Consider the following 25,478-nt stretch of genomic DNA (forward strand, 5'->3'; position numbering starts at 1 on the left):
AGGACTATTTCTGATTACGGTTGGTAAATTCAGCCATGTTCTCTTTGGTGATCAGCTGATACGGCACATCGATGATTTTTTCCACTTTCTCGCCGTTCGCCAGCTTGATGGCCGCGTCGACTGCGCCTTCACCCTGGCCTTTCGCATCCTGGAAGATGGTGGCGATCATCTTGCCGCTCTTCAGCATCTGCAGCGCGTCCGGGGTGCCATCCACGCCGGCGATGAGAATATGGTTCGGGTTTTTGCCCAGCGCCTGCAGGGCGCCGATCGCCATTTCATCGTTGTTGGAGGCGATGGCCTGGATATCCTCACCGCTGGTCATCCAGTTGCTGACCACATCCACTGCGTCATTGCGGGTAAATTTCGCGGTCTGCTTCTGGACGATTTTGATGTTCGGGTATTTCGCTACCACCTCTTCCACCCCTTTGGTGCGGTCGCGAGTGGATTCATTCGCCAGGTCGCCGAGCAGGATCGCCACATTGCCCTTACCGTTCATCGCTTTCGCCAGCGCTTCCATCTGCAGACGGCCGGCAAGAATGGAGTCCGATCCCACATAGGCCATCTTGTCGGTCAGCTCCGCCTGCGGACGGCGGTTCACAAACACCAGCGGGATCCCGGCTTTGGTGGCCTGATCCATGATCGGTTTCACCGCGTTGGTATCCACCGGGTTGACGATAATGGCGTCCACCCCCTGGCCGATAAAGTTCTGCACCTGCTGCAGCTGCTGGGAGACATCCCCTTTCGCGTCCTCGATCTGCGATTTAACGCCATCTTTTTTCATCTCTTTTTGCATCGAGGTACGCAGGATCGTCAGGAAGTTATCGTCAAACAGCGCCATCGAGACGCCAATGGAGACATCTTTTGCCATAACCACCGCAGGCAGCATGCAGGCTAACAAAGAGGCAACAATCGTTTTCTTAATATTCATAGTTGATCCTTGATTTTGTAGGTACGCCGGTGAATGAAACAAAATGAAAAATTAATTTCAGTTACGTTGCGGCAAATGTCTGCTGGTATATCGACGACGCTGCGGCACCTCTCGCACTCCATCGTGATCTAAATCACAAATAACGGCTGTTTTATCATCACTATTTTGAAACATCAGTCCATTTACGCCGCAACCTGGATTTCAGACCATTTATTTCATTAACAAGACATTTGAAACTTTTATAAGTAAATAACTGAAATGAAAATTTTAAAACTATGCAGTAACAGAATTTTGACAGACATCTAACATTGCCGCATAAATGAGCGAAAAATGAGAAGCAGACAACGCTTTGAAGCGATCCCTCCCGGCGGGGTGGTCATTTACCCGCCGGGGAAATCCGTGTTGTCAGGAAGGGAGGCGCCGCACGCCTTAGTCCACGTTCTCGGCGCTGTAGAGGATAAAGTCGACTTTACCGTCGGCATAGGTTTGCGGCTGGTAGCCGGACTCCAGATGGCGCAGCATCAGGTCGATCGCCAGCTGGGCGTGCTGGCGGGTGTTCTGATCGAGCGTTAACGCCAGGCTGCCCTTCGCCAGCTGCTGCCGGGTGGTGTTGTAACGCTCATGGGTGATCCAGCAGACGTCGCCTTCGCGGCGGTGGCGGGCCAGCGCCTCGGCAATCTGGGTATTGCCAAGCCCGGTGTTATAGATCCCAACAATATTTCGGCTGCGGCACAGGGCTTGCTCCACCAGGCGGGTGATCTGCTCCCGCCGCTCCTCGCCCGCCAGCACGTCGCTGAGCTGCAGGTGGGGAAAGCGCTGGCTCAGCACCTCGCGGAACCCCTGAATGCGCAGGCGATGCGCGCTGTAATCTTGCCGGCCGCTGACCATCAGCACCTCGCCGGGCCGTGGCGTCATTCTCCCCAGCATTAACCCCGCCGTGCGGCCAGCCTGTAGCTGATTGATCCCCACGTGGCAGAGTCGGTCGGCGCCGGGCAGGTCCGTCGCCAGGGTGATCGCCGGGACGCCAGCCTCCCGGCAGCGGCGCAGCGCGTCGTGCACCGCGGGATGGTCATTGCCGAAGACGATGATCCCCTGACGCTGCTGGCAACTGCGCGCAATGCGCCGGGCCAGTGTCGTCGGCTGCGACTCCGGGACAAAGGTACGGTGCAAGGTCAGACGGCGATAGCCGAGGCTATCCGCCACGGCGGCAAAATCCTGCGCCAGCTGCGGAAAGAAGAACGAGTCATTGCTGCTGAGAAAGACCTCAATCTGCCAGGGAAAGCGGTGCTCCTCCGGCAGGATCCGCTTCAGTCCCGCCTCGCGCGCCGCCTGCAGCACTTTGCGCGTGGTCTGCGGCGATACGCCGCCGCGCTCGTTCAGCACCCGGTCAACGGTGGCCACGCCGACGCCAATCTGTCTGGCCAGCATCGCCAGTGAAATGTTTTTCATCGCCCCTCTCTTCATGATGGAAATCCATCAAAACGGCAGTGTCAGTGAGTTTAGCAAACCGATTATGGTGGCAGCGTCCCCTCGCCATTCTGGAGAAAAAAATGATCTGCAAACGTTTTGCCCTGGTAGGCAGTGGTTTTATCGGTCAGGTTCATGCCGCCAGTCTTGCTCGTCATGAAGGAAGTGCGCTGACGATGGTGGCCGATGCCGCCCCGGAGCGCGCCCAGGCGCTGGCCGCCCGCTATGGCGCCCGGGCGGTGACCGTGAGCGAGGCGATCCATAGCGACGCCATCGACGCGGTGCTGATCGCCAGTTCAACCCCGTCGCATGCCGAACTGCTGGAAGCCGCCGCCAGGGCGGGCAAGGCGGTCTATTGCGAAAAACCGATCGACCTCTCCCTGGCGCGCGCCCGTGAGGTGGTGGAGCGGGTGCTCCCCCTGAACGTGCCGGTCACTGTCGGCTTTAACCGGCGCTTCGATAGCAGCCATCAGCAGCTCCGCCGCCAGCTGGAGCAAGGGCTGATCGGCCGGGTCGAGCTGGTGCAGATGGTCTGCCGCGCCTCCAGCATGCCGCCGCTCGACTATCTGCGCAGCTCCGGCGGCCAGATGCGCGATCAGGCGATCCACTTCTTCGATCTCCTGCGCTTTCTCACTGGCGATGAAGTGCGCACCGTAGCAGCGATGGGCGCGGCGCTGGCCCTGCCGGACATTGCCGAATTTGGCGATGTCGACACCTCCATCCTGATGATGCAGATGCGCGGCGGCGCGCTGGCGCAGTTGGACAATACCCGCCGCACCGGCCACGGGTACGATGAACGGATCACCCTGCTGGGCGCCGAAGGCGCGCTGGAGTCCGGTAGCCAGTCGCCGGCGGGCCCTACCCTGTGGCGCGGCAATCAGCGCATTGAGCCGGGCCTGTGGCCGGACTGGTTCAGCCGGGTACAGGGATCTTATTACCAGCATCTTGACGCCTTTATTCGCTCCCTGAATGGTGAAACCGTCGCCGACCTGCCCGGCCTGCTGGACGGCCTGCAGGCGCAGGCCATTGCCGAAGCGGCGGTTCAGTCCCTACAGCATGGCCAGTTTGTCGCCGTCGACGACTGTCGCTGAGCGGCTGCGAGGCAACCGCTATCAGGCGCTGTACCTGCCTTTATGCCGGGCGGCGGCAACGCCTTGCCCGGCCTACATAACACAGGCACTAATCTGATTTAATATCAAACGGTTGCATTGATATCCCAGGCCCGCGCAAGCGCAGCGCCGCCGGGCAAGAACAGCGGGCGCGGAGCCGCTGTTATGCCGGGCGGCGGCGTCGCCTTGCCCGGCCTACATAACACAGGCACTAATCTGATTTAATATCAAACAGTTGCATAGATATCTCAGGACCGCGCAAGCGCAGCGCCGCCGGGCAAGGACAGCGGGCGCAGAGCCGCTTTTATGCCGGGCGGCGGCGATGCCTTGCCCGGCCTACATAACACAGGCATTAATCTGATTTAATATCAAACGGTTGCAGTGATATCCCAGGCCCGCGCAAGCGCAGCGCCGCCGGGCAAGAACAGCCGACGCGGAGCCGCTGTTATGCCGGGCGGCGGCGTCGCCTTGCCCGGCCTACATAACACAGGCATTAATCTGATTTAATATCAAACGGTTGCAGTAAAATCGTAGGCCCGTGCAAGCGCAGCGCCGCCGGGCAAGAACAGCCGACGCGGAGCCGTTTTATGCCGGGCGGCGGCGATGCCTTGCCCGGCCTACAGAAGACAGGCATTAATACACCGTAATATCAATCGGTTGCATAGATATCACAGGCCCGCGCAAGCGCAGCGCCGCCGGGCAACAGACATCAGGCATCGTACGCGTCCTTTTGCCGGGCAATGGCAGATACGCTCGCGCTATCTGCAAACCAATGCCCGGCCGGCTCCTTAGCGTTCTTCGTTAAACACCGCGCCCACCTGGCGCCGCACCTCATCCATCACCTGCAGATTCTGCAGCACCCGACTGAGCGGCCGCAGCGGCGAGTCCTGCAACCCCTGTCCGATGCACCAGGCAAAATGCTCCGCCTGCCAGAACAGCTGGTCGTAGCGATTGCGCGGCTCTTCCCAGCGCAGCACCTGCCCGCCCTGGCTGGCGGCGAGCGTGAAGCCGCCGGGGGCGTAAAACTGGCCGTCGATCGTCAGGGTCGCCTGGCGTCCGGCCACCACCGCCCCGCCCGGCGTGTTGCTGAACAAAGTGGTGTTTAACAACCCCTGCATCCCGTTCTGCCAGCTAAACAGCATCGACGTCTGACCGTTCAGCCCCTCCGCCGTGGCGCTGCCGCGGGCGACAATCTCCTGCGGCATGCCGCCCACCATCAGCGCAAACGAGGTCACATAGCTGCCGAGGTCCATCATCGGCCCGCCGGCAAGATCGGCATTGAAGATGCGGTGGTCGCGGGTGAAATACTCGCCGTGATCGGCCAGCAGGGTATGCAGGTCGCCGAGCGCCCCATCCTCCAGCAGCTGGCGGATCACATCATATTTCGGCGCGTAATCGCACCACATTGCCTCCAGCGCCAGCTTCCCCTGGCGGGCGGCTTCGGCCTGCAGCTCACGTCCTTCGCCGAGGTTGAGGGCGAAGGGTTTCTCTATCAGCACATGTTTGCCCGCCTTCAGCGCCTGCATGCCGTCGGGAAAGTGATGGTTGTGCGGCGTCGCAATATACACCGCATCAATATCCGGACGCGCCAGCATCTCCTCCACCTGGCCGTAAGCCTGGGGGATCCCCCATTCCGCGGCCACCCGGTCGGCCTTCGCCTGGCTGCGGGAAGCCACCGCCACCACCTGCTGCCGGCTGTAGGTTTTCAATGAGTGCACAAAGCGCTCGGCGATCCAGCCAGGACCGATAATGCCCCAGCGCAGGAGGGGAATGCTCTGCGCCGCCGGGCGGCGCGGGGTTGGTAAGTGTGACGGAAACATAGCGGCTCCTTAGTCTTTAACCACGTTCACCCAGCGACGGCTGGCCATCGAGGCTTCAATCGCCGACAGCACGCGCTGATTCTGCAAACCAAATTCAAAGTTGGGATAGCAGTCGCCCTCCCCGCAAATCCCCTGCACCAGGTCATGCACTTCGATCACCTTGACGTCAAAATAGCCCAGCCCGCCGCCGCCAAAATCGAAGCCGAAGAAGCCGGCATAGGCCGGGATCTGGCTCCCGGCATACAGCGTCTTAAAGCCGCGGTCATGTTTGTCATCGTTGAAGCGATAGACCTGCAGCTCGTTAAAGCGCTCCCCATCCATATACAGCGTGCCTTCGGTGCCGGAGACCTCCCAGAACACGCCGAAGATCCGACCGGCGGCGATGCGCGAGGCCTCAATCACCCCCGCGGCGCCGCTGTCGAAATTGACCAGGCACTGAACCTGATCGTCATTTTCCACTTCCCGCCACTCGGCATCGGCCGCGACCCGACTGGCATACCCGGCATCGGTCTGCGGCACCGGACGCTGACGCAGGCAGGTTTGCGCGCTGGCGGTCACTTCACGGATCCCGCCCAGCAAAAACTGGGCGACGGACAGGGTATGGGCGCCGAGGTCGCCAAGCGCCCCGCTGCCGCCGAGAGTTTTCGAGCAGCGCCAGGACCAGGGCAGGTTCGGGTCGTTATAAAACCCCTGATCAAAGGTGCCGCGAAAGCGCACCGGTTCGCCAATATCTCCCCGGGCGATAATCTGCTTTGCCAGCAGCGCCGCCGGCGTTTTGATGTTGTTAAAGGCCACCATGGTCTTCACCCCCGCGCGCCGTGCCGCCTGCGCCATCTCCTGCGCCTGCTGCTCATTGACCGCCAGCGGCTTCTCGCAATAGACATGTTTACCCGCCGCGATCGCCGCCATCGCCATTGTGTAGTGCAGATGGTTCGGCGAGGTGATATCCACCACATCAACCTGCGGATCGTTTACCAGCTCGCGCCAGTCGCCGTAGGCCTTTTCCGCCCCCAGTTTCGCCGCGTGGCGTTCGGCCATCGCCTGATCCTGATCCGCCAGCGCGTAGAGATGCGGGCGCTTGGGCAGATCGGGATAGAACATCGCCGCGCGACGGTAAGCGTCGGCGTGTGCCTGCCCCATAAAACCTGAGCCGATAAGGCCAATATTTAACCGCGCGCTCATGATGCGTACTCCTCTGACGATGAAGGGGAAGATAAATGGTGCGCCAGCCAGGCATAGGCGCGGCTGGCGGTGGCCAGCGGCGGCGCCATCGCCGGGTCCTGCTCGGCTTCGATAATCAGCCAGCCGCGGTAGTCGCTGTCCCGGACAAAGTCGAGGATCGGCGCATAGTCGATGCAGCCGTCGCCTGGGATGGTAAACAGCCCGGCGCGCACCGCCTCGTTAAAGCTCAGGTTTTCCCGATACAGACGCCCCAGCACCTGGGGACGCACGTCTTTCAGATGCAGATGGCGGATACGGTGGCCATATTTGTGCAGTACGCGCGGGATCTCGACCCCGGCGACAAAGGCGTGCCCGGTATCAAACGCCAGCCCGACGTTGTCATGGGTGTGAGACAGAAACCGCTCCAGCTCGTCATCGTGCTCCACCAGCATCATCAGATGATGGTGATAGGCCAGCTGGAGGCCATAGTCGCGCAGCAGCAGGTCGGCAAAGGTATTCAGCTTGTGGCAATACGCCGCAAGGCTGACGCGGCTTAACGGCGGCGAGAGCGAAATAGGCTCATCAAGCGGGGTTTCACCTGGCAGTTGCCCGCATTCGCCGTAAACCATCACCTTCGCGCCGAGCTGCCGGAGGAGCTGGGCGTGCTCCCGCACCGCCTCCAGCTCCGCTTCCACGCTGCGGTCGGCCAGCATGCCGCTGTACCAGCCGGACGCCAGGCGCAGGTCAGCCGCCGCCAGCAGCGGGCCCAGGGTTGATGCCTGGCGGGGAAATTTCCGTCCTAACTCAATGCCCTGATAGCCCGCCTCCCGCGCCTCGCGCAGGCAGGTATCCAGGGGAATATCACCACCTAAATCCTCGAGTACATCGTTGGTCCAGCACAGGGGGCTCACGCCCCACCGCAGTTGCTCTGTCGCCATCTTGTTCTCCTTTCCACCCTGTGGTCTTGTCTGGCGTCACTATAAGCAGGTGACGACCGACGATGAAAACGGAGAAATGATGGAAATCCATCATTGCGCTGGCGGTATATTCGCTATTTCAGGTAACCCTGAAAAATAAATGGAAATAATGCTTGCCGCCGGCTTATTTTGCGGATAAAAATTACTGGCTTAATAACCCGCTTCAGAGGTTATCCCTTTCATTCGAAATATGATGATAGCAATATGAAAAAAACTCAACACCGCACCAGCGCGGGCTTTTGCCGTGCGCCAAGGACAGGCCTGCTGTTATTTGCCTGAATGACACATAGCCGCTTTTAAAACATCAAATAATTAACATTCTCTCTGCAATAATATGACAAGCAGTGGGAAGGTTGGCTTGCGAAATAAGCATGAAACTTTGATGTTTTACTAATAAATAACCCCAGAGCCTCTTGCTAATTACTTATCAGGACTGGTTGGGTTATTTTATTCTGACGCCAACGGGAGAATACACCAACGTGTATCCCTCTCTATGGCCCCTGCACGCCGCTATCGCGATGAGAAACAATAAGATGAATAAGACCTGGCTTTTCACCACCCTGACCCTGGCGCTGGTCGCCGCCGCGCCGGCCCACGCCATTAGCGCGAAATACCGGGAACAGCTTGAACGTTCCGGCTGCACGCAGATGACCGACGGGATCACCTGCGATATTCATAAAACCAAAGCCGAGAATGCCGCCGCCGCACAGCACGCCGATAGCGGCTTCGGCCCCTGGGTGGGCACCTGGTATGTTTATACGGAGTATGGCGATAAAATTGATGAGATTACCGTCACCGCTAAAACGGTGAAAACCCGCGGCCATCTGGTTGAGGCGGCGAAAGCCAGCCAGGGTAAACTGACCTTCCGGGTGAAAAGCTCAGCCTTTACGCTGAACGACGCCTTTAACGGCGTATGGGCAAACGGCAGCCAGCGCGGCACGTTGCAAAAAGTCCTGTAATAACATCGCTCTGCCGACAGGCCGGGGATAATACAGGGAGAACCTCCCGGCGCAGGCCGGGAGGGAGTGCAACGGATTACTTCTGCGGACGCATGGCCGGGAAGAGGATCACGTCGCGGATGGTATGGCTGTTGGTAAACAGCATCACCATGCGGTCGATACCAATACCCAGACCCGCGGTCGGCGGCAGGCCGTACTCGAGGGCGGTCACGTAGTCTTCGTCGTAGAACATCGCTTCGTCATCGCCCGCCGCTTTGGCGTTCACCTGATCCTGGAAGCGCTGCGCCTGGTCTTCGGCATCGTTCAGCTCGCTGAAACCGTTACCGATTTCGCGGCCGCCGATGAAGAATTCAAAGCGGTCAGTGATTTCCGGGTTGACGTCGTTACGGCGCGCCAGCGGAGAAACTTCCGCCGGGTATTCGGTGATGAAGGTCGGCTGAATCAGATGCGCTTCCGCCACTTCGTCAAAGATTTCGGTAACTATGCGTCCCAGCCCCCAGCTTTTCTCTACCTGAATACCGATAGATTCCGCCAGCGCTTTCGCCGCGTCGAAGTTATCCAGATCCGCCATGTTGGTTTCCGGACGGTGTTTCTTGATCGCTTCCCGCATGGTCAGTTTTTCAAACGGCTTGCCGAAATCAAACACCTGGTCGCCATACGGCACTTCGGTTTTGCCCAGCACCGTCTGCGCCAGGGTGCGGAACAGCGACTCGGTCAGTTCGATCAGGTCTTTGTAGTCCGCATACGCCATATATAGTTCCATCATGGTGAACTCTGGGTTATGGCGTACCGAGATCCCTTCGTTGCGGAAGTTACGGTTGATTTCAAACACGCGTTCAAAACCGCCAACCACCAGACGTTTCAGATACAGTTCCGGCGCGATGCGCAGGTACATATCGAGATCCAGGGCGTTGTGATGGGTAATGAACGGACGGGCTGACGCACCGCCAGGGATCACCTGCATCATCGGCGTTTCGACTTCCATAAAGCCGCGGGCCACCATGAACTGGCGCATGGTGGCGAGGATCTGCGAACGGATACGGAACGTATGACGCGACTCTTCGTTGGCGATCAGATCCAGATAGCGCTGGCGATAGCGAACTTCCTGATCCTGCAGGCCGTGGAATTTATCCGGCAGCGGGCGCAGGGCTTTGGTCAGCAGGCGCAGCTCGGTGCAGTGGATCGAGAGTTCGCCGGTTTGCGTTTTGAACAGCTTGCCGCGGGCGGCGATGATATCGCCGAGGTCCCATTTCTTAAACTGTTCGTTGTAGACGCCTTCCGGCAGGTCATCGCGCGCCACGTACAGCTGAATGCGGCCACCGACGTCCTGGAGGGTGACGAAGGAGGCTTTGCCCATCACGCGACGGGTCATCATCCGACCAGCCACCGCAACTTCAACGTTCAGGGAAGCGAGTTCATCGTTGTCCTTCGCATCGAATTCAGCATGCAATTGGTCAGAGGTATGATCGCGACGGAAATCGTTGGGGAAAGCTACGCCCTGCTCGCGCAGCGCAGCCAGTTTTTCGCGACGAGCTTTCAGTTCATTATTAAGGTCAATGGCCTCATCGGCACCTTGTGCTTGTTGTTCAGACATATGGATTCCTCATAACCTTGCTTTCAAACTAGCTTCGATAAATTGAACCAGGTCACCCTTCCGCGCGGCCTGTCTCTGGGAAGACACCAGAGCACAATCTTAACGATCCTGGATTCACTCCAAGCTGATCTCACTCAGCTATGGCTTCAGTAACGGTATTTTTTATCGTTGGCCTCCGCGCATGCCAGAATATCCTCCTCCTGTTCACTAAGCTGTGCAAGGAGCGACTTCGCGCTCCGCTGTTGAGGTAATGCCCCCGGTCGCGCTGCGCTTACCGGGGCTACGAATCGCGGCCCGGATAAGGTGTTTACGCCACGAGCCGGGACGAGCGTCAGGCGCCGCCGCCGGTAATTTCACCGGCAGCCGCACGACGTTTGCCAACGCTACAGGCCGCGGCAAAGGCGATAATGACCATCACCGCCACGCAGCCGAGGGTCCATTCGCCCATCTGCGCGAAGAAATGCTGATAGGCGGCAATCGCCGTATCGCTGATTTGCGATTCGGTGGTTTGCTGGGCGACCACGCCCGCCAGCCAGTTGGCCACCGCGCCGGTGGCCAGCATATAAATGCCGGTCAATACGCCGGTGACGCCGGGCATGTTCAGACGGGTGATTTGCGCCATCGCCACCGGGTCGATAAACAGTTCGGCAAAGCCCATCATCGCCAGCCCGGCGACCATCATGCCCATCGAGGCCTGACCGTCAGCCGCGCCATGGCGGGCATTGAGCGCCAGCAGCATAAAGCCGCCGCCCATCAGCAGCAGGCCGAAAGAAAATTTCAGCCAGACGCGCAGCACAGAACGCACGCTGCCTTCCGGGCGCATCAGCCACGCCAGCACCACGCCGGCCGCCATCACCGCTATCGCGTTAACTGACTGGAACAGCGCGGTCGGCACGTCCCAGTTCAGCAGACGACGATTGACGAAGTGGTCGATAAACAGGCTAATCGAGCTCCCGCCCTGCTGCGCCAGCACCCAGAACAGCGTTCCGGCGAGCATCAGCAGGACGATCTGCCACAGCGCGCGTCGATGCTCCGGGGCTTTGATCATGATCCGCGCCACCATCTGGGCAGCGAACAGGCAGACGATCGCCAGCAGATAGCCGGACCAGTTGTTTTGCAGCAGCAGAGTGAAAAATACCGGCGCCAGGCAGAGCATCACCAGCAGCCAGCCCCAGGTCGGCAGCACGAACTTCACCGCCCGCAGCGCCGGTTTATCGACGCCGCGGGTATGCCGGAAGTGGCGGCTGCCGCTTAAGAAAATCATCAGGCCGATAAACATACCGATCCCCGCAAGGGCGAAGCCGATATGCCAGCCGTACCACTGCGCCGCCAGTCCGCAGGCGATGGGCGCGGCAATCGAGCCGACGTTGCCGGCGGCGTACAGCAGCGAGAAACCGCCGTCGCGACGCGGGTCGTCGTGAGCGTACAGTTCGCCGAGCAGGCAGCTGATATTGGATTTGAACAGGCCGTAGCCGCAGATGATGATCGCCAGCGCGACGTACAAACTCCATGCGGAGGTCGACTCAACGCCCAGCACCACATGGCCGAGGGTCATCAACAGCGCCCCGGCAATTACCGCCGTGCGGTTGCCGAGCAGGCGGTCGGCAAGCCAGCCGCCGAGAATAGGGGTAACGTAAACCAGAGATGCGTAAGCGCTGAACAGGCTGATGGCGTGGCTGTCGTCGAAGCCAAGCTGGTGGGTAAGGTAAAGGATGAGTAAGGCGCGCATGCCGTAAAAGCTGAAGTACTCCCAGATCTGGATCGCAACGATGTAGTAAATCGCGCGCGGCTGTGAGGGTGTTTTCATGTGTTCTCCTTGCAGCGTGAAAAAGGGAAGTGGCAAGCCACTTCCCTGGTGTGCGTCTATTACTTGTTATTCTCTTCTTTCAGCACTTTAACGGTGTAACGACCATCCGCCTGACGATAGGCGCCGTGGATATCGGTTTCGAAGCCTGGATAGTGGGCGCCGATTTCGCACAGCATCTGCAGGAACTCCAGCACCGGACGGCTCTCTTCGGTGATCATCTCACCCGGCATCACCAGCGGCACTCCCGGAGGATACGGCAGGATCATATTGGCGTTGACGCGGCCGACCATCTCTTCGAGATACACTTCTTCCGTCTGACCGTGCAGCTCTTTCTGGAACGCGGCATACGGGGTCATCACCATCGATGGCAGCACTTCAAACGCGCGGAACATCAGATCCGGCAGGTTGTGATGCTCAATCAGTTTGTGAATGTTCTGCGCGAGGTCCTGAATACGCATGTTTTCATAGAATTCAGGATCTTCACGGTACAGCGACGGCAGCATGTTTTTCACCCGCAGGTTCAGGTCGAACGCGCGTTTGAAGTCGGTCAGCGCACGCAGCAGGCTCAGCGCTTTAGTCTTATCGATACCGATACTGAACAGGAACAGCAGGTTGTACGGACCGGTTTTCTCAACCACGATGCCGTGTTCGTCGAGGTATTTCGCCACGATGCTTGCCGGAATACCGAAGTCATCCATGGTGCCGTCTTTCTTCATCCCCGGAGTCAGCAGCGTGACTTTGATCGGGTCGAGGTACATGTGTTCGTTATCGATGTTTTTGAAACCGTGCCATGCGCTGTCGGAACGCAGCGGCCAGCATTCAGGACCATCGATATGCTCCGGCTGCCAGACGTCGAAGAACCAGCCGTCAGACTCGCCTTTCAGACGTTTGATCTCTTTACGGAACTTGATGGAACGTTCAATAGAGCCATCGATCAGACGCTTACCAGCGTTCCCCTTCATCATCGCCGCCGCGGTTTCGGTGGAGGCCACGATCCCGTAGTGTGGAGAGGTGGTGGTGTGCATCATGTAGGCTTCGTTGAAGGTCTCTTCGTTTACGTCGCCTTTCACGTGGATCATCGACGCCTGGGAGAACGCCGCCAGCAGTTTGTGCGTGGACTGGGTTTCATAAATCACTTTCCCTTCGACGCGGCCGCCGCTCATCCCGCATTTGCCTTCATAGATCGGCGAGAAGTTGGTGTAAGGCACCCACGCGGAGTCAAAGTGGATGGATTTCACATCCAGGGTTTTCTTGATGAAGTCGGTGTTATACAGCAGACCATCATAGGTTGAGTTGGTGATCACCGCGTGTACCGGCCAGGTCGCATTCGGCGTCTCTTTCACACGCTTGGCGATAGTCGCGTGCTGGAATTCGCTCTGCGGAATACCGCCGAGGATACCGTAGGCGTTACGGGTCGGACGGAAGTAGATCGGCGTAATGTCGCTCATCATCATCAGGTGAGTCAGCGATTTGTGGCAGTTACGGTCAATCAGCACGGTGCTGCCGGCCGGCGCGGAGTACATGCCGACGATTTTGTTAGCGGTAGAAGTACCGTTGGTCACCATGTAGCTGCGTTCTGCGTTAAACACGCGAGCGATATACTCTTCCGCTTCTTTGTGCGGGCCGCTGTGGTCCAGCAGGGAACCCAGTTCAGAAACCGAAATGGAGATATCGGATTTCATGGTGTTGGAGCCAAAGAAATCGTAGAAGATGCTGCCTACCGGGCTTTTCTGGAACGCGGTACCGCCCATGTGGCCTGGGGTACAGAAGGTATATTTACCTTCACGGACATATTTGAACAGCGCTTTGGTCAGCGGCGGCAGAATGGTGTCGATGTATTCGTCAGTGTTCTGTTTGATTTTGTTCGCGATATCTTCCGCAGCGCCCAGCGCATATTCGAAGAAGCGAACCTGCATGCGCAGATCGTTCAGGCTAACGTCCAGAGTGGAGTAGGTGTTAGCGAACGCATACAGCGGCATGTACTCGTTCATTTTGCTGATTTCTTCGCACAGTTCGAGATTGTATTTATCCCAGTCGAAGATCACGCCGCACAGACGAGAGTTGTTTTCAATAAGTTTTAATAAGTCGTCACGGTCGTTCGGGTAGACAATACGGAAGTCCAGGCGTTCGAGAGCACGATGCAGTTCACGGATGGGTTCTTCTTTGAAGTAAACCCCCATGTGATTCATGATTGCAATAACGTTCATAGTCAAATCTCCAGATGTAGAAAGCCCCTCCCGTCGCGTGATGACAGGTGATGGAAGGAGCCTCAGGAAAACGGGTTGCTGATTAGTGCGCGTTAGCGGTGGTGTTGTTATCCGATGCGTTGTTCTGGCGCTGGTGCATTTTGCGACCGTAGAACATCAGGATAATCAGGCTAACGATGAAAGTGCCGGCCAGTTCGAAGGAGCTTGCGCCCATCAGCGCGATGAAGCAGAACACGCAACCCAGTACCGAACAAATCAGGCTAACGAAGTTACGGATGTTGATGCCTTCGAAACGAATCAGGTCAACACAGGAGTAGAAGTAAGGCAGCATGGTCAGCAGTACCGCGATACCGGTCAGTTCGCCGAACAGGTCAGAGGCTTTACCACCGGCGGAGTTCATCAGGGTAATCAGCACCATCAGCGCGGTCATTTTCACTGCGGCCAGCAGCAGGCCTTTTTTCGGAATACCGTTGTTATCAACTTCGCCATACACTTTCGGGAAGTTACCGTCGTTGGCGGCACGTACACCGGCCTGGCCAACCAGCATCATCCACGAGCCCAGAGAAGTCAGGCAGGCAAAGGCGGTGAAAGCGGATACCATCGGTGCAGCCCAGCCGCCGAGGATGGTAGAGGCGCTAATTGCGAACGGCGCACCGGACGCGGCCATCTGAGAAGCAGGATACATACCGGCGATAACCTGAGTCGCGGCGATGTAGACGATACCGGCCATCGCAGTGCCCAGCATGGTAGCCAGCGGCACGGTACGTTTCGGGTTTTTCACCATCCCGGTACTCACGGCGGCGGATTCTACGCCAACGAAGGCCCACAGGCAGAGCAGGATACTTTTAATAACCGCGTGGCTATCGGTGGTGCTGGAGGTATTCCAGTTCGCCTGATAGGTAGCGACATCAAACCAGTGCCAGCCGACGACCGCGGTCATGACTACCGGAATAAGCACCAGTACCAGACCAATAGTGGTCAGACGGCTGACCCAGGTCCCGCCGAGCATATTAACGAAAGTAAAGATCCACACGATGGCAATACAGGCAATACCTGCTGGCACCGGGTTATTTAAAATTGGGAAGAACGTAGAGAGATAAGAAACTGCGGTAATCCCGATGGCCAGGTTACCAATCCAGTTTGCATGATAATAAAGGACACCGGTCTGGAAACCGAATGCCGGAGATATTTCGCCAGCGTAGGCAATAGGACCGCCCTGTTGCGGGTTTTTAGTGGCCAGTCGGGCATAAACATAAGCCAGAGACATCGCACCAATAATTGAAATCACCCAGCCCCAAATGGCAATACCACCGATGCTGGCCAGGTTCGCAGGTAATAATGCAATCCCGCTCCCCATCATATTACCGGCGACGACACCGGTACAGGCAAATAGCCCGATCTTCTTGGCAGAACTCATGGTTGTTTTTCTCCTAAGTTTATTTGGGAGGTACAGATCATGATACAGAACCATTAATTGACCCGACCAACTGCCAACAAGATTACTGATTTGTACGAGATAAGTCCTAAAGATAAAGTGATATAAAAACAAACATCAGACAAATGATATTTTGACCTTTTTCGCTTAACATATAAACATGACAACAGGGTGTCAGAAAAAGATAAACATCGTTGCATTACAGATACTTACGAGAAGCGGAGCGTGTTACCTGACTGTTATTTAAAGCCTCCTGAATGCTAAATAAAAATAACAACAAGAGGCTTCATGAGAAACATAAATTTAACCTCACCATGCCCAAAACCTTGCACATGATGAGGGTTTACTTATTCTGAAGAGAGAAAGTTGTCGAGATATGGAACTACTCGGTTAACCGACGTCTGGAAAACCCCATTTTCAATCCAGTACAGGGTATCTTCGCCAGGACGTAAATTAAACGCCGTGATGTAAGAATCGGCAGCCAGACGGTTCTCACCTTTCATCTCATAGACTTTGCCTAACAGCACATAATTTAGCCATGACATCTCTAAATCAATCGCACTATTAATTGCGGTATTTGCTTCGTCGACTTTGCCCTTCCCCAATGAATCCACCGCTTTTATTTGATAATAAATCGCCATGTCTTTTATACCCGGCATCGCCCCTACCCGCTCGACTTCACTGTAGAGGGCGGCCAGCTGTTTATCATCCAGCGGCTGTTGCGAATGGCGCAATACATCCACCAGCGTTTTTTCGGCATAGGCGTAAATAAAATCCGGCGCCCGCTTAATCACATCATCCAGCAGGCTACTGGCCTTACTTAATGAATCGACGTCGCCCTTCATTAACAGCTGATGCGACTGGTAGAAATAGGTTAACGCCACGCTTTGCGAGGGCTGATATTGCCTGAGCATCGCCTGCATTCGCGCCGGCCACGGCTGCGCCAGGGCATCCGACAGGCTGTTCATCAGATCGTTCTGGATGGTCAGCTGGTTATCGTTGGTCACAAAGTAGCGCTTATCCAGCATCGTCGAGCTGTCGGCGTTGTCCACCAGCTGGACCGACATAAAGCACTGCTGCGCCCGATAATGGCGCTGATTAACGAACTCAATGGTCAGCGTTTTGCCGGAACTGCTTGGTTCATTGATGTTGTAGTCCGTTTTGTCATGCACCATAAAGGTCGAGAAAGTGTTCAGCGAGGTGGTGATCAGGCTGGCCAGCCCAACGGCGTAGGAGTGCTGCGACGACCAGTTGGCGCAGGAGTTGCCATTCACCAGGTGGATATCGATATCGCGCGGATTGAGCAGCAGACGCGCCTTGTTGACCGGCGGCCGCGATTCCATGCTCGACAGCGCCACCAGCGCCACGCAGGTGCCCAGCGCCAACAGGAACAGCCCCCACACCAGGGCGGTAGTGAGGCGCTTGCGGCCTGACGGCGCGCTGGCCACGGTAGGAGCCGGTGGCGGCGCGGCGGCATCAGGGAGAGGGACAGAGACGTCGGATGGCGCACCGGCGGCCGGCGGCGCAGGAACGGCGGTCGACGGCGAAGGCGTCAGCGCCTCCATCGACGGGGCTAGCTCCTCCCCCTCTTCGGTGCACCAGATCACCGGCACCGTGAGCTTATACCCCCGTTTGGGTACCGTCGCGATGTACTCAAGGCTAACGTCGTCGCCGTCTTTGAGCGACTTGCGCAGTTCAGAAATACTCTGCGTGACGACGTGGCTGGTCACAACGTTCCGGGTCCAGACGTTTTCGATAAGCTCGTCCCGGCTAAGCACTTCCCCCGGATGGCGGGCAAAAAAGACCAGAAGATCGATTAAACGCGGTTCAAGGGTAAGCTGGCGCCCCTTCCTGCTGATTTGGTTTACAGAGGGGGTTACCAGCCATTCACCGACGCGAACAACAGGTTGTAGCATACAAGAAAGCCCCAGACAAAAAGGGAAAGGCGCGATGATAACACATTTGTCCTACCTATTTTTGCCAGGGGTCACTCCCTCAGGCATTAGGCCGGAATTGGCTCTTTATTAACAATAAAAAGCAATAATTCATTAACATCGTGATCATGAAATCTATATATAGCGATAAAAACGCATTTCCGCTGCCGCTATTGCCTAAGGCAATTCCGATAGCAGAAAAAAATAAGCCCGGAGGCTTAACGCGCTCCAGGCTCAATGCGTTGCGCGCCGATACGGCACGCTTTAAAAAAAGGTTATTTATACACTTCCGCTGTGGCTTCAAAGTTAGGGCCATGCTCACGCGCAGCGGTGATAACGTAGTACTTTCCGCCTTTCTCATCGGCCAGCTTGGAGAGCTGATCGTGCAGATCGGAAGGCGAAGAGAATTCGCCACCGGACGGCCCCACCGAGATCGGCCCGACTTTGGTCAGTTTGAAGTGTTTCACTTCTTCTTTGGTAATCAACTGCGCGGCGGAGGCGCCAAATGCAACGGCGGAAAGGGCTAACGCGACTATCACTTTTTTCATCCTGCAATCTCCTTGGAATTAGCCTTCAGTCAGGCCCTTTCAGTATAGACGGCGATTTACTGAGCGTGCTACCGATGCGCTTATTTTTTGGCCGAGGCGTTCAGTAACGCGGCGGTACCCCTTCCGGGCGGGTCTTAAAGCGCCGGTGCAGCCACATGTATTGCTCGGGCGCCATCAGGATGCACTGTTCGATAATCTGATTCATCCAGGCCGCCGTAACCTCGGCGCTCGCCAGCGGCGGCGTGCGCTCCGGCGTCAGGGAGATCAATTCATACCCCATGCCGTTGGGCTTGCGCCGCGGAACAAACGGCACAATCGTCGCCCCGGACATTTTCGCCAGCATCCAGGTACCGGTGGTGGTCGCCGCCTGTTCGACGGCAAACAGCGGGGCGAAGACGCTGCTGGCCGGACCGTAGTCATGATCCGGCGCGTACCAGAGAATTTCCCCCTCTTTTAGCGCCCTGACCATCCCTTTCAGATTTTTTCGATCCAGCATGGTCTTGTTAGAGCGCAAGCGTCCCCAGGTTTGCAGCCAGTCAATCAGCGGGTTATCGTTGGGCCGGTAGACGCCAATGCCTGGGGTAAACATGCCGTACATTCGCGCACCCATTTCGAGGGTCAGAAAATGGATACCGATCAGTAAAATGCCCTGCTTTTCTTCCAGAAGCTCCACCACCTCGTTAACGCCGCTGGTCTCGGTCCAGCGCGCTACCCGGTGCGTCGGCCAGAACCAGGCCATGCCGGTCTCCATCAGCCCCATGCCCAGCGATTCAAAGTTTTTCACCAGCAGCGCCTCGCGATCGGCGGCGCTCATCTCGGGAAAGCAGAGTTCGAGATTACGTCTGGCAATCCGCGCGCGGCTTTTCATCACCCGCATTGCCAGCCGCCCAAGCGCCGTTCCCAGACGGTAGATCACCGGATACGGTAATTGCACCAGCAGCCACAAAAAGCCAATTCCCAGCCACAATAGCCAGTAACGCGGGTGCAACAGCGCGCGGGAAAATTTGGGTAAATTTGACATAGTAATCCTGTTAATTCACTCAATAATAGCTGAGCAAAAACCGCGAAATAAAGTAGCGGATCCTGCACGTAGTATTTTTCCAATTCGTGCGGTAATACTCAATCACAAAGCGCGTTATTATAAGCCGATTCCAGGATAAATTCAGCCCTTACGCTGGGGACTACTCTATTATTAGACGCAACGCGTAAAATTTCCTGTTTAATGCATAAATAAATAAACCTAACCTCTACGGCTCGGCCGATTGTCGATAAAATAGCCAGTACATTTGCCTCAGCCTCTCGACCAATACCTCTTTTACTCACGCTTTATTATGGCGATAGCGAACGCAAACAGTCCGTTTCGCCCGGTTTGACACGGCCAGCATGCGGTTATTTGTGACTGGGGCAAAGGTTAAGCATCGACATTGCGGATCCTTTTCCCAGATATGCTACGTTTACAGCGCTCATTCGACGCAAGTGCCTTTGCCGACGTCGCCGCTTTCAGAAGCCATAGTGAGAAGGAACTATGACAATGAATTATCAATTAGTGAAGCAAGTCAGAGAAAATAACCCATTAAGAAAAAGCTTCATTGACCTTGCCGTTAAGACTTTTGACCTGTCTTTTGAAGAGTGGTATCAGCAAGGTTACTGGACCGATGCCTATATCCCCTATGCTTTTGTCGAACGCAATAAAGTTATCGCTAACGCTTCGGCCAACATCATCGACCTGCGCTGGCAGGGCGAGCCCCGGCGTTATATTCAGATTGGCACCGTGATGACCGAACCGGACCACCGTAATAAGGGATTAGCCGGCCAGCTTATCCATCACATCCTGCAGGACTGGCAGCAGGAGGCGGACGCCTTCTTTTTATTCGCCAATCCCACCACGGTGGATTTTTACCCCAAATTTGGCTTCACCCGCAGCGAAGAACATCAATATATTATGCCGGTCTCCCCGCGAGCCGGTGATTTTCGTAAACTGGATATGGACAGCGCTGACGATGTCGCCCTGCTCCGCCATTACTATGAAAAATCCAACCCGTTCTCACCGCTGCGGGTGGAGCATAACTTTGGCCTGCTGATGTTTTACTGCTCAGCCTTTATGAAGCATTTTGTCTATTACTCGGCAAAAAATGAGGCGGTGGTCATCGCCATGCAAAACGGTCCGGTGCTGATCTGCTTTGATCTGTTCTGCGACGTGGGTAAGAGCCTGTCGACGCTGGTCAACGAACTGGCCGATGACCACGTTTACCAGGCCATCCTCGGTTTTACCCCCAGTGAAGACCGGCTCGGCGAGTATGAGAAGATAGAGGGAGAAGATATCCTCTTCGTCTATGACCAGAAGGAAAACCTGTTTAAAGACAGGAAGTTGATGTTTCCTTTACTGGCGCATGCCTGACGGCGCCGCGCCGCCAGGCAGATCAGTTATAAGTCACCACGAAGGTCGCGCTGGCGTTCGCTTCGCCCGCAGTCACTGCGGGCTGCGTCTGGATATAGCGGGCCTGATAGGATAAACGATAGTTCGTCTGACTGCCTTTATTCCCGGACCAGACCTGGCTCACCTGGTTTAGCGGCACCAGCGCGCCGCCGGCACTGAGGATCTGCACGCCAAGTCCGGATGCCCCTTCGGGTTGGTCATCGATTTTAATCACTTCGTTGGCGGCGACAGCGCTGTCCACCGTCGCGTTAAACTGCATAAACACGCTGCCGACATTTTCACAGTTCGTCAGGTTGATGTTAAAAGGAACCGGGGCGGTGGTGCTGTTGAGCCCGGTAAATGCGGTTTTGTTATGCCGTCCGAGGAAGACGTTAATGTTTTTACTGTCGTCAGTAATCTTGCAGGTGGGTGATTTGACCTGAATACAGAGTCCGCTGACGCTGAAGCGCATCGCCTGTACTCCGCCAAGATAAATATCGCCAAGGTAATCATTAAGGCAATATTCGCCCGGCGGCGGTAGACCGCCGTTATCGGCAATCCGCCAGAAATAGATGGTCGGTTTTTTATTTTCCGCCTGAAATGCGCGCTGGCCGGAAAATACCGGCGCGGAAGGCCAGGCCGTGAACAGGGGATCGAAATTAATGCCATCCTGTTCCCCCATCTGAAAGCTGTAGCCGATGCCCGGCAGGCGGTCGATGCTGTAGATATCCCCCGGCTTGCCGTCTCCCGCCGGGCCGACCCGGGAACCGCCAATGCTCTGAAACCCGCCGGGCTCGCTGCCGCTGCAGGCGATCTCCCAGCGTTCGTTATTAGTGATAATCATCCCTCCGTAGCTGTATAGCAGGGAGCCGATGGGGAGATCGCTGACGTCAAGGTTGATACTGGCCTGGCTGACGTTCACTGAATACTCGATAGTTTTGCCACTGACCATCTGACACGCTGCCGACAGCGAAGCGCAGTACCCGCCGGCCAGCAGAAGAGGTACCCCTGATGCGATGATTTTTTTCATATTACTTCTCCTTTATTCCCGGCCGGCAGACCTGATGCGGCGTGCCGCTGCTAACCTGCTGCACCGCGTCGTCGCGGATGGCATAGGCCAACCGGCAGCGTTGCCCGCTGCGTTCGCCCCATACTACCGAGACGCTGCCGTGGTCCTGCGGCACCCGGGCATACAGCAGCCCGCCCTGACCGACGGCGCCAACCGCCCGACCGTTGTCGTCGAACACCTCCGCGCCCAGCGGGGGCGCCGCGCCATCCGGCAGCGTGACATGGGCAAACCAGGGATAGCCGGTACGCGTGACAAATTTGACCTTCACCGCCGCGCCCGAATCGGGCACCACCGTCGTGCTGCTGGAGACAATCTCCACATGGTCGTTCAGACCCTGCGGATCGAGATCCAGCCAGTTAGCGGTAAAGGGATCGAGGTAAGGGATGATCGTAAAACCCTGGCGGTTAATCGGCTGTCCAGGGCGGTTAGCCACCCGGGCCCCCACCGCGCCGGGCGCTTCCACAATGGCGAAGGTTTCCCCCAGTTCGGGGGTGGCGGTCATGCCGCCCTGATGCGCTACCAGGGCGCCCGATGCCCCCAGCGAGTACTGCTGCTGATGGCGACCGGCGCTGGCGCTGGCGTTCAGGTACGCATAATCCGTCCGCAGGCTACCGTTGGCCGCAACGCTGGCTTCATTTGGGTTCTCCCGCGGCATGTCGTAGCTGGCGGTCAAACCGTAGCTGAAGGCGTTTTTCTCGCCTGCGCTGCCGGTATAGCTGGACTGCAGCTGGCTGCCGTAGTTTTTATCGTGGTTAAAGCGGGTGGTCAGGCTGCCCGCCTGCCCGAACGGCAGCGAAAAGGAGACGCCCACCACCTGATTATTGCGGTGATGGATATCCTGGCTCTGCTGGGCATACAGATAGTAATTGAGCTGACCATAGCGGTTGGCATAGCCCAGCTGATATGAGCGCCAGCGGTGGTGGCGGACATCCTCACTCCAGATTCCGTTAAATGACAGACTGCCGCTGCCGGCCTGCTGAGACAACGTCGCGCTGTAGCGGGTCATCTCCCGCCAGTCGTTGGGGTGCCGGTCGTGCTCCCAGGCGGCATCGCGAATGGAGCGATAATTGCCCTCGTTGCTGTGGCTCATCGAGAGCAGCATTCGCGTATCGGATGTAAACGATTTTGATGCGGACACCCGCCAGCGGTAGCCCTCCTGCCAGCCGTGCTCCCTGCCCTTCGCCGCAGAACGGGAAAGATCGACCGCCAGCGCGCCCCAGTAGGTATTGAAGGCGCTGCCGACCAGCGTCGAGTAATAATCTGTCGTCGCGTTAGCGCCGGTATAGCCGCTGATATAGTCATTGAAGCCGTACTGCAGCGTGGCTTCGCCAAATCCCGGCCGCCCGGCGATCCCGTCCTCATCCAGATAGCCCAGCGACAGATCATAATAGACCGCGCCTGCCCGCACCAGGCCAGGCAGCGTGGCGTACGGCACGGTAAAGGTGTCCTGACTGCCATCCGCCTCGTGGATCGTCACCTGTAAATCGCCGCCGGCGTTGGTGGGATAGAGATCGTCGAAGGTGAATTTGCCCGGCGGAACCGTTGCCTCGTACAACAGGGCGCCGTTCTGGGTGACCGTTACGCGGGCGTTGGTGCGCGCCACGCCGCTGACCGACGGCGCAAAACCGCGGCGAGAGCCCGGCAGCATGCGCACATCGGTAGCCAGCCTGCCGCCGATAAAACTGACGCTGTCAAAGAAGGTTCCGTCGGTCCATCCCTGACCCAGCCGTAACGTGGACGCCCAGTTCACTACACTTCTCTCAGCCCAGGTGGCAATGCTATCCCAGTGCGTATTCCCTTCCTGCGCCTGGTAGCTGGACTGGTGATGTAACCGCCAGCCAAAGGCGCGCAGGCTGGCATCCAGCCCGAGATAATGATGGCTGCTGCTATCCCCGTCGACGATGCTCTGATAGCTATTGGCCTGGTAGCGCAGCACCGCGGCGGGCACGCCGCTATCCACCTTTTTCAGGTTCACCGCCCCCCGATAATGGGGTTGCAGCAGCGCCTGGGGCATATTTACCCGCAGGACGTTTTCCCCGCTGTCATACTCCCAGCCGATCGCCTTATCGATCTGCGAAAAACGCAGGCAGGTGGCCGCGGTTGGCCACTGGGCATCCTTCAGCTGCAGAGCGTCGAACAGCGAGGGTGAGATGCAGGGCTCAAGCTGGCCATCGTGTTCCTGGATAACAAACGTTTCTTCCCCCAGGTCCCGGCCATTCACCGAGAGCGTGCTGCGGTACTGTCCGGCGTGCAGTGGATTACCGTATTGATATTTCTGGAGATCAACCTGCGCGGCGCCGTGCAAATGGGCGCGGTTAAAACTAAACGCCTCCGCCGCCCATGCCTCCTGCCAGGGAAGGAGCAGCATCAACCCAACCTTGATCTCCCTGAGTTTCATAATAATGTCCTTACTGAGGATAATTATGATTCACTACCGCGCCGTAATCATTGATGGTGGTGAAGCTGAATTTGGCTGGCAGCGTGCGCAGCGCGACCCCTTTAGGCGCGATCTCCAGCGAGGAAAACGGGGCGACCATGCCGGCAGCGTGTTTTTGTCCGTTAAGGGTGATGCTGTCGATGGTGATATAGCGCGCTGAGGCATTGCTCACCCGCAGCCCGTTGCCCGTAGGAGCCAGCGCCCAGCTCAGGGCTTTTTCCGCGGCTATTTTTTCCGCCGCCACGCCTGCCGGACGGTAAAACAGCTTGATACGCGACCGTATCGCGAGCTGCAGGTAATTGTCAGTCTTGCCATTTTTCGGCTCAGGTGGGATATCCAGAAGATTGAACCAGAACAGCGATTCCCGATCCTGCGGCAGGCGGCTGCCGTTAAACACCAGGCGCCAGCTCTGGCCTTTTCCCGGTTCGATGCGCACAATCGGCGGCAGCACAATAAACGGCGCCGCATCCTTTTCCGGTTGATTTTGCACGCGGCCATCGTCGACCCAGACCTGCGTCAGAGAGGGGGTCTCCCCCATATTGGTGGCCCGGACGGCGATCTCTTTTTTGTCGCCGGGAAAAATAATCCGTGTGCCGTCAATAACCATGCTGGCGTCCGCCGAGGGTAAATAGCTGGACAGCAGCAGTGCCAGAACCATACGCCGCATATTCACCTCCTCCTTGTCGGGGGGATAAACGGCCCCTGAGCGGGGCCGTGGACAGGGGTTACGGATAGACCACCGTAAAGTTGACGTAGGCTGCGACTTTTCCAGCCTTGGCGGCATCGGTCGCATAGTAGCGGGCATAGAAAGGCAGCGAGGCGGAACCATCCTGCTCAGCCACCGCCACCGGGATCGCTTCCAGGCGAGCAACTTTGCCGTCTGCAGCGACCGCCGGGGTCTCCGCGAGGTTAATCGGCGTAAACCGGGTGTTCAGCAGCTCCACATCGACGTTTTCTGCTTGCGTGCCGTCAGACAGAGTGTTTTTTAGTCGACCCTCCGTGGAAACGTATTGATCTTTCTCGAAGTACACCGAGACATCAGCCCCTGGGGTGCAGCTCGTCAGATCGATGGTGAAGGGAACCACGCCCGCCGTCTCACCCGCGCTGCTGAGCGCTGAACGCTGGACCGTCGGTAGGGTTACCGTCTTGTCTTTATTCACTACCGTACAAGTATTTTCGATGACTTCACCATTAAAGGTGACTTTGCCATCAGCAGCCTGTGCCGCTACCGGAGAAAGCATCATCATCACCACGAAAGATGCCATTCCTCTGCTGTATTTTTTCATCTTCACTCCTCATCACCACGCTTATGGAGAATCGTTCAGGAAATACCCTGGCGTACTTTATACGTACAATTTATTAATGCTCAGTCCATTGGATTAGCCTGTTATCTTTTAACCCCTTCCCTGCACTGACATCCTACTCACTTCATTATTTATTATTCAAATTCGCCACCAGGACCATTTCTACTTTTTATAGAAAAGTCTTAACACCACTTTGAAAAAGAAATAAAACTGACGCATAATAAAAACACAACTCACTGTAAATAAAAGGTAATTTTTATTTTTTATTTTCTAAAAAACATTCGAGAAATGCGATCTAACTATCTC

Annotated in this window: 19 protein-coding genes; 3 read left to right on the forward strand and 16 right to left on the reverse strand. The window is 56.9% G+C overall.

The genetic code is table 11. From position 1 onward, the window contains the following. Positions 1–4 precede the first annotated feature (4 nt). Both IB144_RS19720 and IB144_RS19725 read right to left on the reverse strand, forming a co-directional pair. A complete protein-coding gene (locus IB144_RS19720; protein WP_002892597.1) occupies positions 5–928 on the reverse strand; it encodes a sugar ABC transporter substrate-binding protein in 924 nt (307 codons plus the stop codon). A 429-nt stretch (positions 929–1,357) separates the two neighbouring features. Then, positions 1,358–2,377 carry a LacI family DNA-binding transcriptional regulator gene (locus IB144_RS19725; RefSeq protein WP_004191476.1) on the reverse strand — a complete coding sequence of 340 codons (1,020 nt, stop codon included), beginning with the start codon at positions 2,375–2,377 and terminating at the stop codon, positions 1,358–1,360. 101 nt (positions 2,378–2,478) lie between these two features. On the opposite strand from IB144_RS19725, the gene IB144_RS19730 reads away from it, so the two are divergent. Then, positions 2,479–3,486, forward strand: coding sequence for a Gfo/Idh/MocA family oxidoreductase (locus tag IB144_RS19730; RefSeq protein WP_004177011.1), 1,008 nt, complete (start codon positions 2,479–2,481; stop codon positions 3,484–3,486). Between the two features lie 806 nt (positions 3,487–4,292). Here the strand turns inward: IB144_RS19730 and IB144_RS19735 are convergent. Genes IB144_RS19735 through iolE form a run of 3 tightly spaced genes read right to left on the reverse strand, consistent with a single transcriptional unit; the run spans position 4,293 to position 7,423 of the window. Next, on the reverse strand, positions 4,293–5,324 hold the full coding sequence (locus tag IB144_RS19735) for a Gfo/Idh/MocA family oxidoreductase (RefSeq protein WP_062920879.1): 1,032 nt from the start codon (positions 5,322–5,324) through the stop codon (positions 4,293–4,295). Positions 5,325–5,333: 9 nt separating this feature from the next. Next, positions 5,334–6,506 carry a Gfo/Idh/MocA family oxidoreductase gene (locus IB144_RS19740; RefSeq protein WP_004142667.1) on the reverse strand — a complete coding sequence of 391 codons (1,173 nt, stop codon included), beginning with the start codon at positions 6,504–6,506 and terminating at the stop codon, positions 5,334–5,336. Further along, positions 6,503–7,423 (reverse strand): myo-inosose-2 dehydratase, encoded by a 921-nt coding sequence (gene iolE / locus IB144_RS19745; protein WP_062920880.1) that lies wholly within the window; start codon positions 7,421–7,423, stop codon positions 6,503–6,505. Before iolE ends, IB144_RS19740 begins: the two co-directional genes overlap by 4 nt. 572 nt (positions 7,424–7,995) lie before the next feature. Here iolE and IB144_RS19750 point away from each other — a divergent pair. Beyond that, a complete protein-coding gene (locus IB144_RS19750; protein WP_004893732.1) occupies positions 7,996–8,421 on the forward strand; it encodes a hypothetical protein in 426 nt (141 codons plus the stop codon). A 76-nt stretch (positions 8,422–8,497) separates the two neighbouring features. On the opposite strand, the gene lysS is transcribed toward IB144_RS19750, so the two are convergent. From lysS to IB144_RS19785, 7 genes are all read right to left on the reverse strand, one after another. Continuing rightward, positions 8,498–10,015 carry a lysine--tRNA ligase gene (gene lysS / locus IB144_RS19755; RefSeq protein WP_002892491.1) on the reverse strand — a complete coding sequence of 506 codons (1,518 nt, stop codon included), beginning with the start codon at positions 10,013–10,015 and terminating at the stop codon, positions 8,498–8,500. A gap of 331 nt (positions 10,016–10,346) precedes the next feature. After that, entirely contained in the window at positions 10,347–11,822 is a 1,476-nt protein-coding gene (gene dtpD / locus IB144_RS19760; protein WP_004151795.1) for a dipeptide permease DtpD, read from the reverse strand. A 59-nt stretch (positions 11,823–11,881) separates the two neighbouring features. After that, entirely contained in the window at positions 11,882–14,029 is a 2,148-nt protein-coding gene (gene cadA, locus IB144_RS19765) for a lysine decarboxylase CadA (protein ID WP_002892486.1), read from the reverse strand. A gap of 82 nt (positions 14,030–14,111) precedes the next feature. Continuing rightward, entirely contained in the window at positions 14,112–15,446 is a 1,335-nt protein-coding gene (cadB, locus tag IB144_RS19770) for a cadaverine/lysine antiporter (RefSeq protein WP_002892484.1), read from the reverse strand. Between the two features lie 365 nt (positions 15,447–15,811). Beyond that, positions 15,812–17,380 carry a lysine decarboxylation/transport transcriptional activator CadC gene (gene cadC, locus IB144_RS19775; protein ID WP_004147422.1) on the reverse strand — a complete coding sequence of 523 codons (1,569 nt, stop codon included), beginning with the start codon at positions 17,378–17,380 and terminating at the stop codon, positions 15,812–15,814. A gap of 293 nt (positions 17,381–17,673) precedes the next feature. Next, entirely contained in the window at positions 17,674–17,946 is a 273-nt protein-coding gene (locus tag IB144_RS19780; RefSeq protein WP_002892402.1) for a DUF1471 domain-containing protein, read from the reverse strand. A 100-nt stretch (positions 17,947–18,046) separates the two neighbouring features. Next, complete coding sequence (locus IB144_RS19785; RefSeq protein WP_002892400.1) at positions 18,047–18,967, reverse strand: Kdo(2)-lipid IV(A) acyltransferase; 921 nt, start codon at positions 18,965–18,967, stop codon at positions 18,047–18,049. Between the two features lie 510 nt (positions 18,968–19,477). Between IB144_RS19785 and IB144_RS19790 the strand changes: the two genes are divergently transcribed. Then, a complete protein-coding gene (locus IB144_RS19790; protein WP_004211259.1) occupies positions 19,478–20,344 on the forward strand; it encodes a GNAT family N-acetyltransferase in 867 nt (288 codons plus the stop codon). A 22-nt stretch (positions 20,345–20,366) separates the two neighbouring features. On the opposite strand, the gene IB144_RS19795 is transcribed toward IB144_RS19790, so the two are convergent. From IB144_RS19795 to IB144_RS19810, 4 genes are read right to left on the reverse strand one after another with little or no spacing between them, the layout of a single operon-like run. Continuing rightward, positions 20,367–21,392, reverse strand: coding sequence for a fimbrial protein (locus IB144_RS19795; protein WP_016946536.1), 1,026 nt, complete (start codon positions 21,390–21,392; stop codon positions 20,367–20,369). A gap of 1 nt (position 21,393) precedes the next feature. After that, positions 21,394–23,829 carry a fimbria/pilus outer membrane usher protein gene (locus IB144_RS19800; RefSeq protein WP_062920882.1) on the reverse strand — a complete coding sequence of 812 codons (2,436 nt, stop codon included), beginning with the start codon at positions 23,827–23,829 and terminating at the stop codon, positions 21,394–21,396. 10 nt (positions 23,830–23,839) lie between these two features. Continuing rightward, positions 23,840–24,535, reverse strand: coding sequence for a molecular chaperone (locus IB144_RS19805; protein WP_004893746.1), 696 nt, complete (start codon positions 24,533–24,535; stop codon positions 23,840–23,842). Between the two features lie 58 nt (positions 24,536–24,593). Next, positions 24,594–25,154, reverse strand: coding sequence for a fimbrial protein (locus IB144_RS19810; protein ID WP_062920883.1), 561 nt, complete (start codon positions 25,152–25,154; stop codon positions 24,594–24,596). Positions 25,155–25,478: the final 324 nt, after the last annotated feature.

Source organism: Klebsiella sp. K4 (assembly GCF_014596785.2).
Taxonomy (GTDB): Bacteria; Pseudomonadota; Gammaproteobacteria; order Enterobacterales; family Enterobacteriaceae; genus Klebsiella; species Klebsiella pneumoniae.

Excerpts from the sequence above, each read along its gene's own strand:
- IB144_RS19720 (WP_002892597.1), bottom strand. The coding sequence starts at position 928 with ATGAATATTAAGAAAACGATTGTTGCCTCTTTGTTAGCCTGCATGCTG.
- IB144_RS19725 (WP_004191476.1), bottom strand. The coding sequence starts at position 2,377 with ATGAAAAACATTTCACTGGCGATGCTGGCCAGACAGATTGGCGTCGGC.
- IB144_RS19730 (WP_004177011.1), top strand. The coding sequence starts at position 2,479 with ATGATCTGCAAACGTTTTGCCCTGGTAGGCAGTGGTTTTATCGGTCAG.
- IB144_RS19735 (WP_062920879.1), bottom strand. The coding sequence starts at position 5,324 with ATGTTTCCGTCACACTTACCAACCCCGCGCCGCCCGGCGGCGCAGAGC.
- IB144_RS19740 (WP_004142667.1), bottom strand. The coding sequence starts at position 6,506 with ATGAGCGCGCGGTTAAATATTGGCCTTATCGGCTCAGGTTTTATGGGG.
- iolE (WP_062920880.1), bottom strand. The coding sequence starts at position 7,423 with ATGGCGACAGAGCAACTGCGGTGGGGCGTGAGCCCCCTGTGCTGGACC.
- IB144_RS19750 (WP_004893732.1), top strand. The coding sequence starts at position 7,996 with ATGAATAAGACCTGGCTTTTCACCACCCTGACCCTGGCGCTGGTCGCC.
- lysS (WP_002892491.1), bottom strand. The coding sequence starts at position 10,015 with ATGTCTGAACAACAAGCACAAGGTGCCGATGAGGCCATTGACCTTAAT.
- dtpD (WP_004151795.1), bottom strand. The coding sequence starts at position 11,822 with ATGAAAACACCCTCACAGCCGCGCGCGATTTACTACATCGTTGCGATC.
- cadA (WP_002892486.1), bottom strand. The coding sequence starts at position 14,029 with ATGAACGTTATTGCAATCATGAATCACATGGGGGTTTACTTCAAAGAA.
- cadB (WP_002892484.1), bottom strand. The coding sequence starts at position 15,446 with ATGAGTTCTGCCAAGAAGATCGGGCTATTTGCCTGTACCGGTGTCGTC.
- cadC (WP_004147422.1), bottom strand. The coding sequence starts at position 17,380 with ATGCTACAACCTGTTGTTCGCGTCGGTGAATGGCTGGTAACCCCCTCT.
- IB144_RS19780 (WP_002892402.1), bottom strand. The coding sequence starts at position 17,946 with ATGAAAAAAGTGATAGTCGCGTTAGCCCTTTCCGCCGTTGCATTTGGC.
- IB144_RS19785 (WP_002892400.1), bottom strand. The coding sequence starts at position 18,967 with ATGTCAAATTTACCCAAATTTTCCCGCGCGCTGTTGCACCCGCGTTAC.
- IB144_RS19790 (WP_004211259.1), top strand. The coding sequence starts at position 19,478 with ATGAATTATCAATTAGTGAAGCAAGTCAGAGAAAATAACCCATTAAGA.
- IB144_RS19795 (WP_016946536.1), bottom strand. The coding sequence starts at position 21,392 with ATGAAAAAAATCATCGCATCAGGGGTACCTCTTCTGCTGGCCGGCGGG.
- IB144_RS19800 (WP_062920882.1), bottom strand. The coding sequence starts at position 23,829 with ATGAAACTCAGGGAGATCAAGGTTGGGTTGATGCTGCTCCTTCCCTGG.
- IB144_RS19805 (WP_004893746.1), bottom strand. The coding sequence starts at position 24,535 with ATGCGGCGTATGGTTCTGGCACTGCTGCTGTCCAGCTATTTACCCTCG.
- IB144_RS19810 (WP_062920883.1), bottom strand. The coding sequence starts at position 25,154 with ATGAAAAAATACAGCAGAGGAATGGCATCTTTCGTGGTGATGATGATG.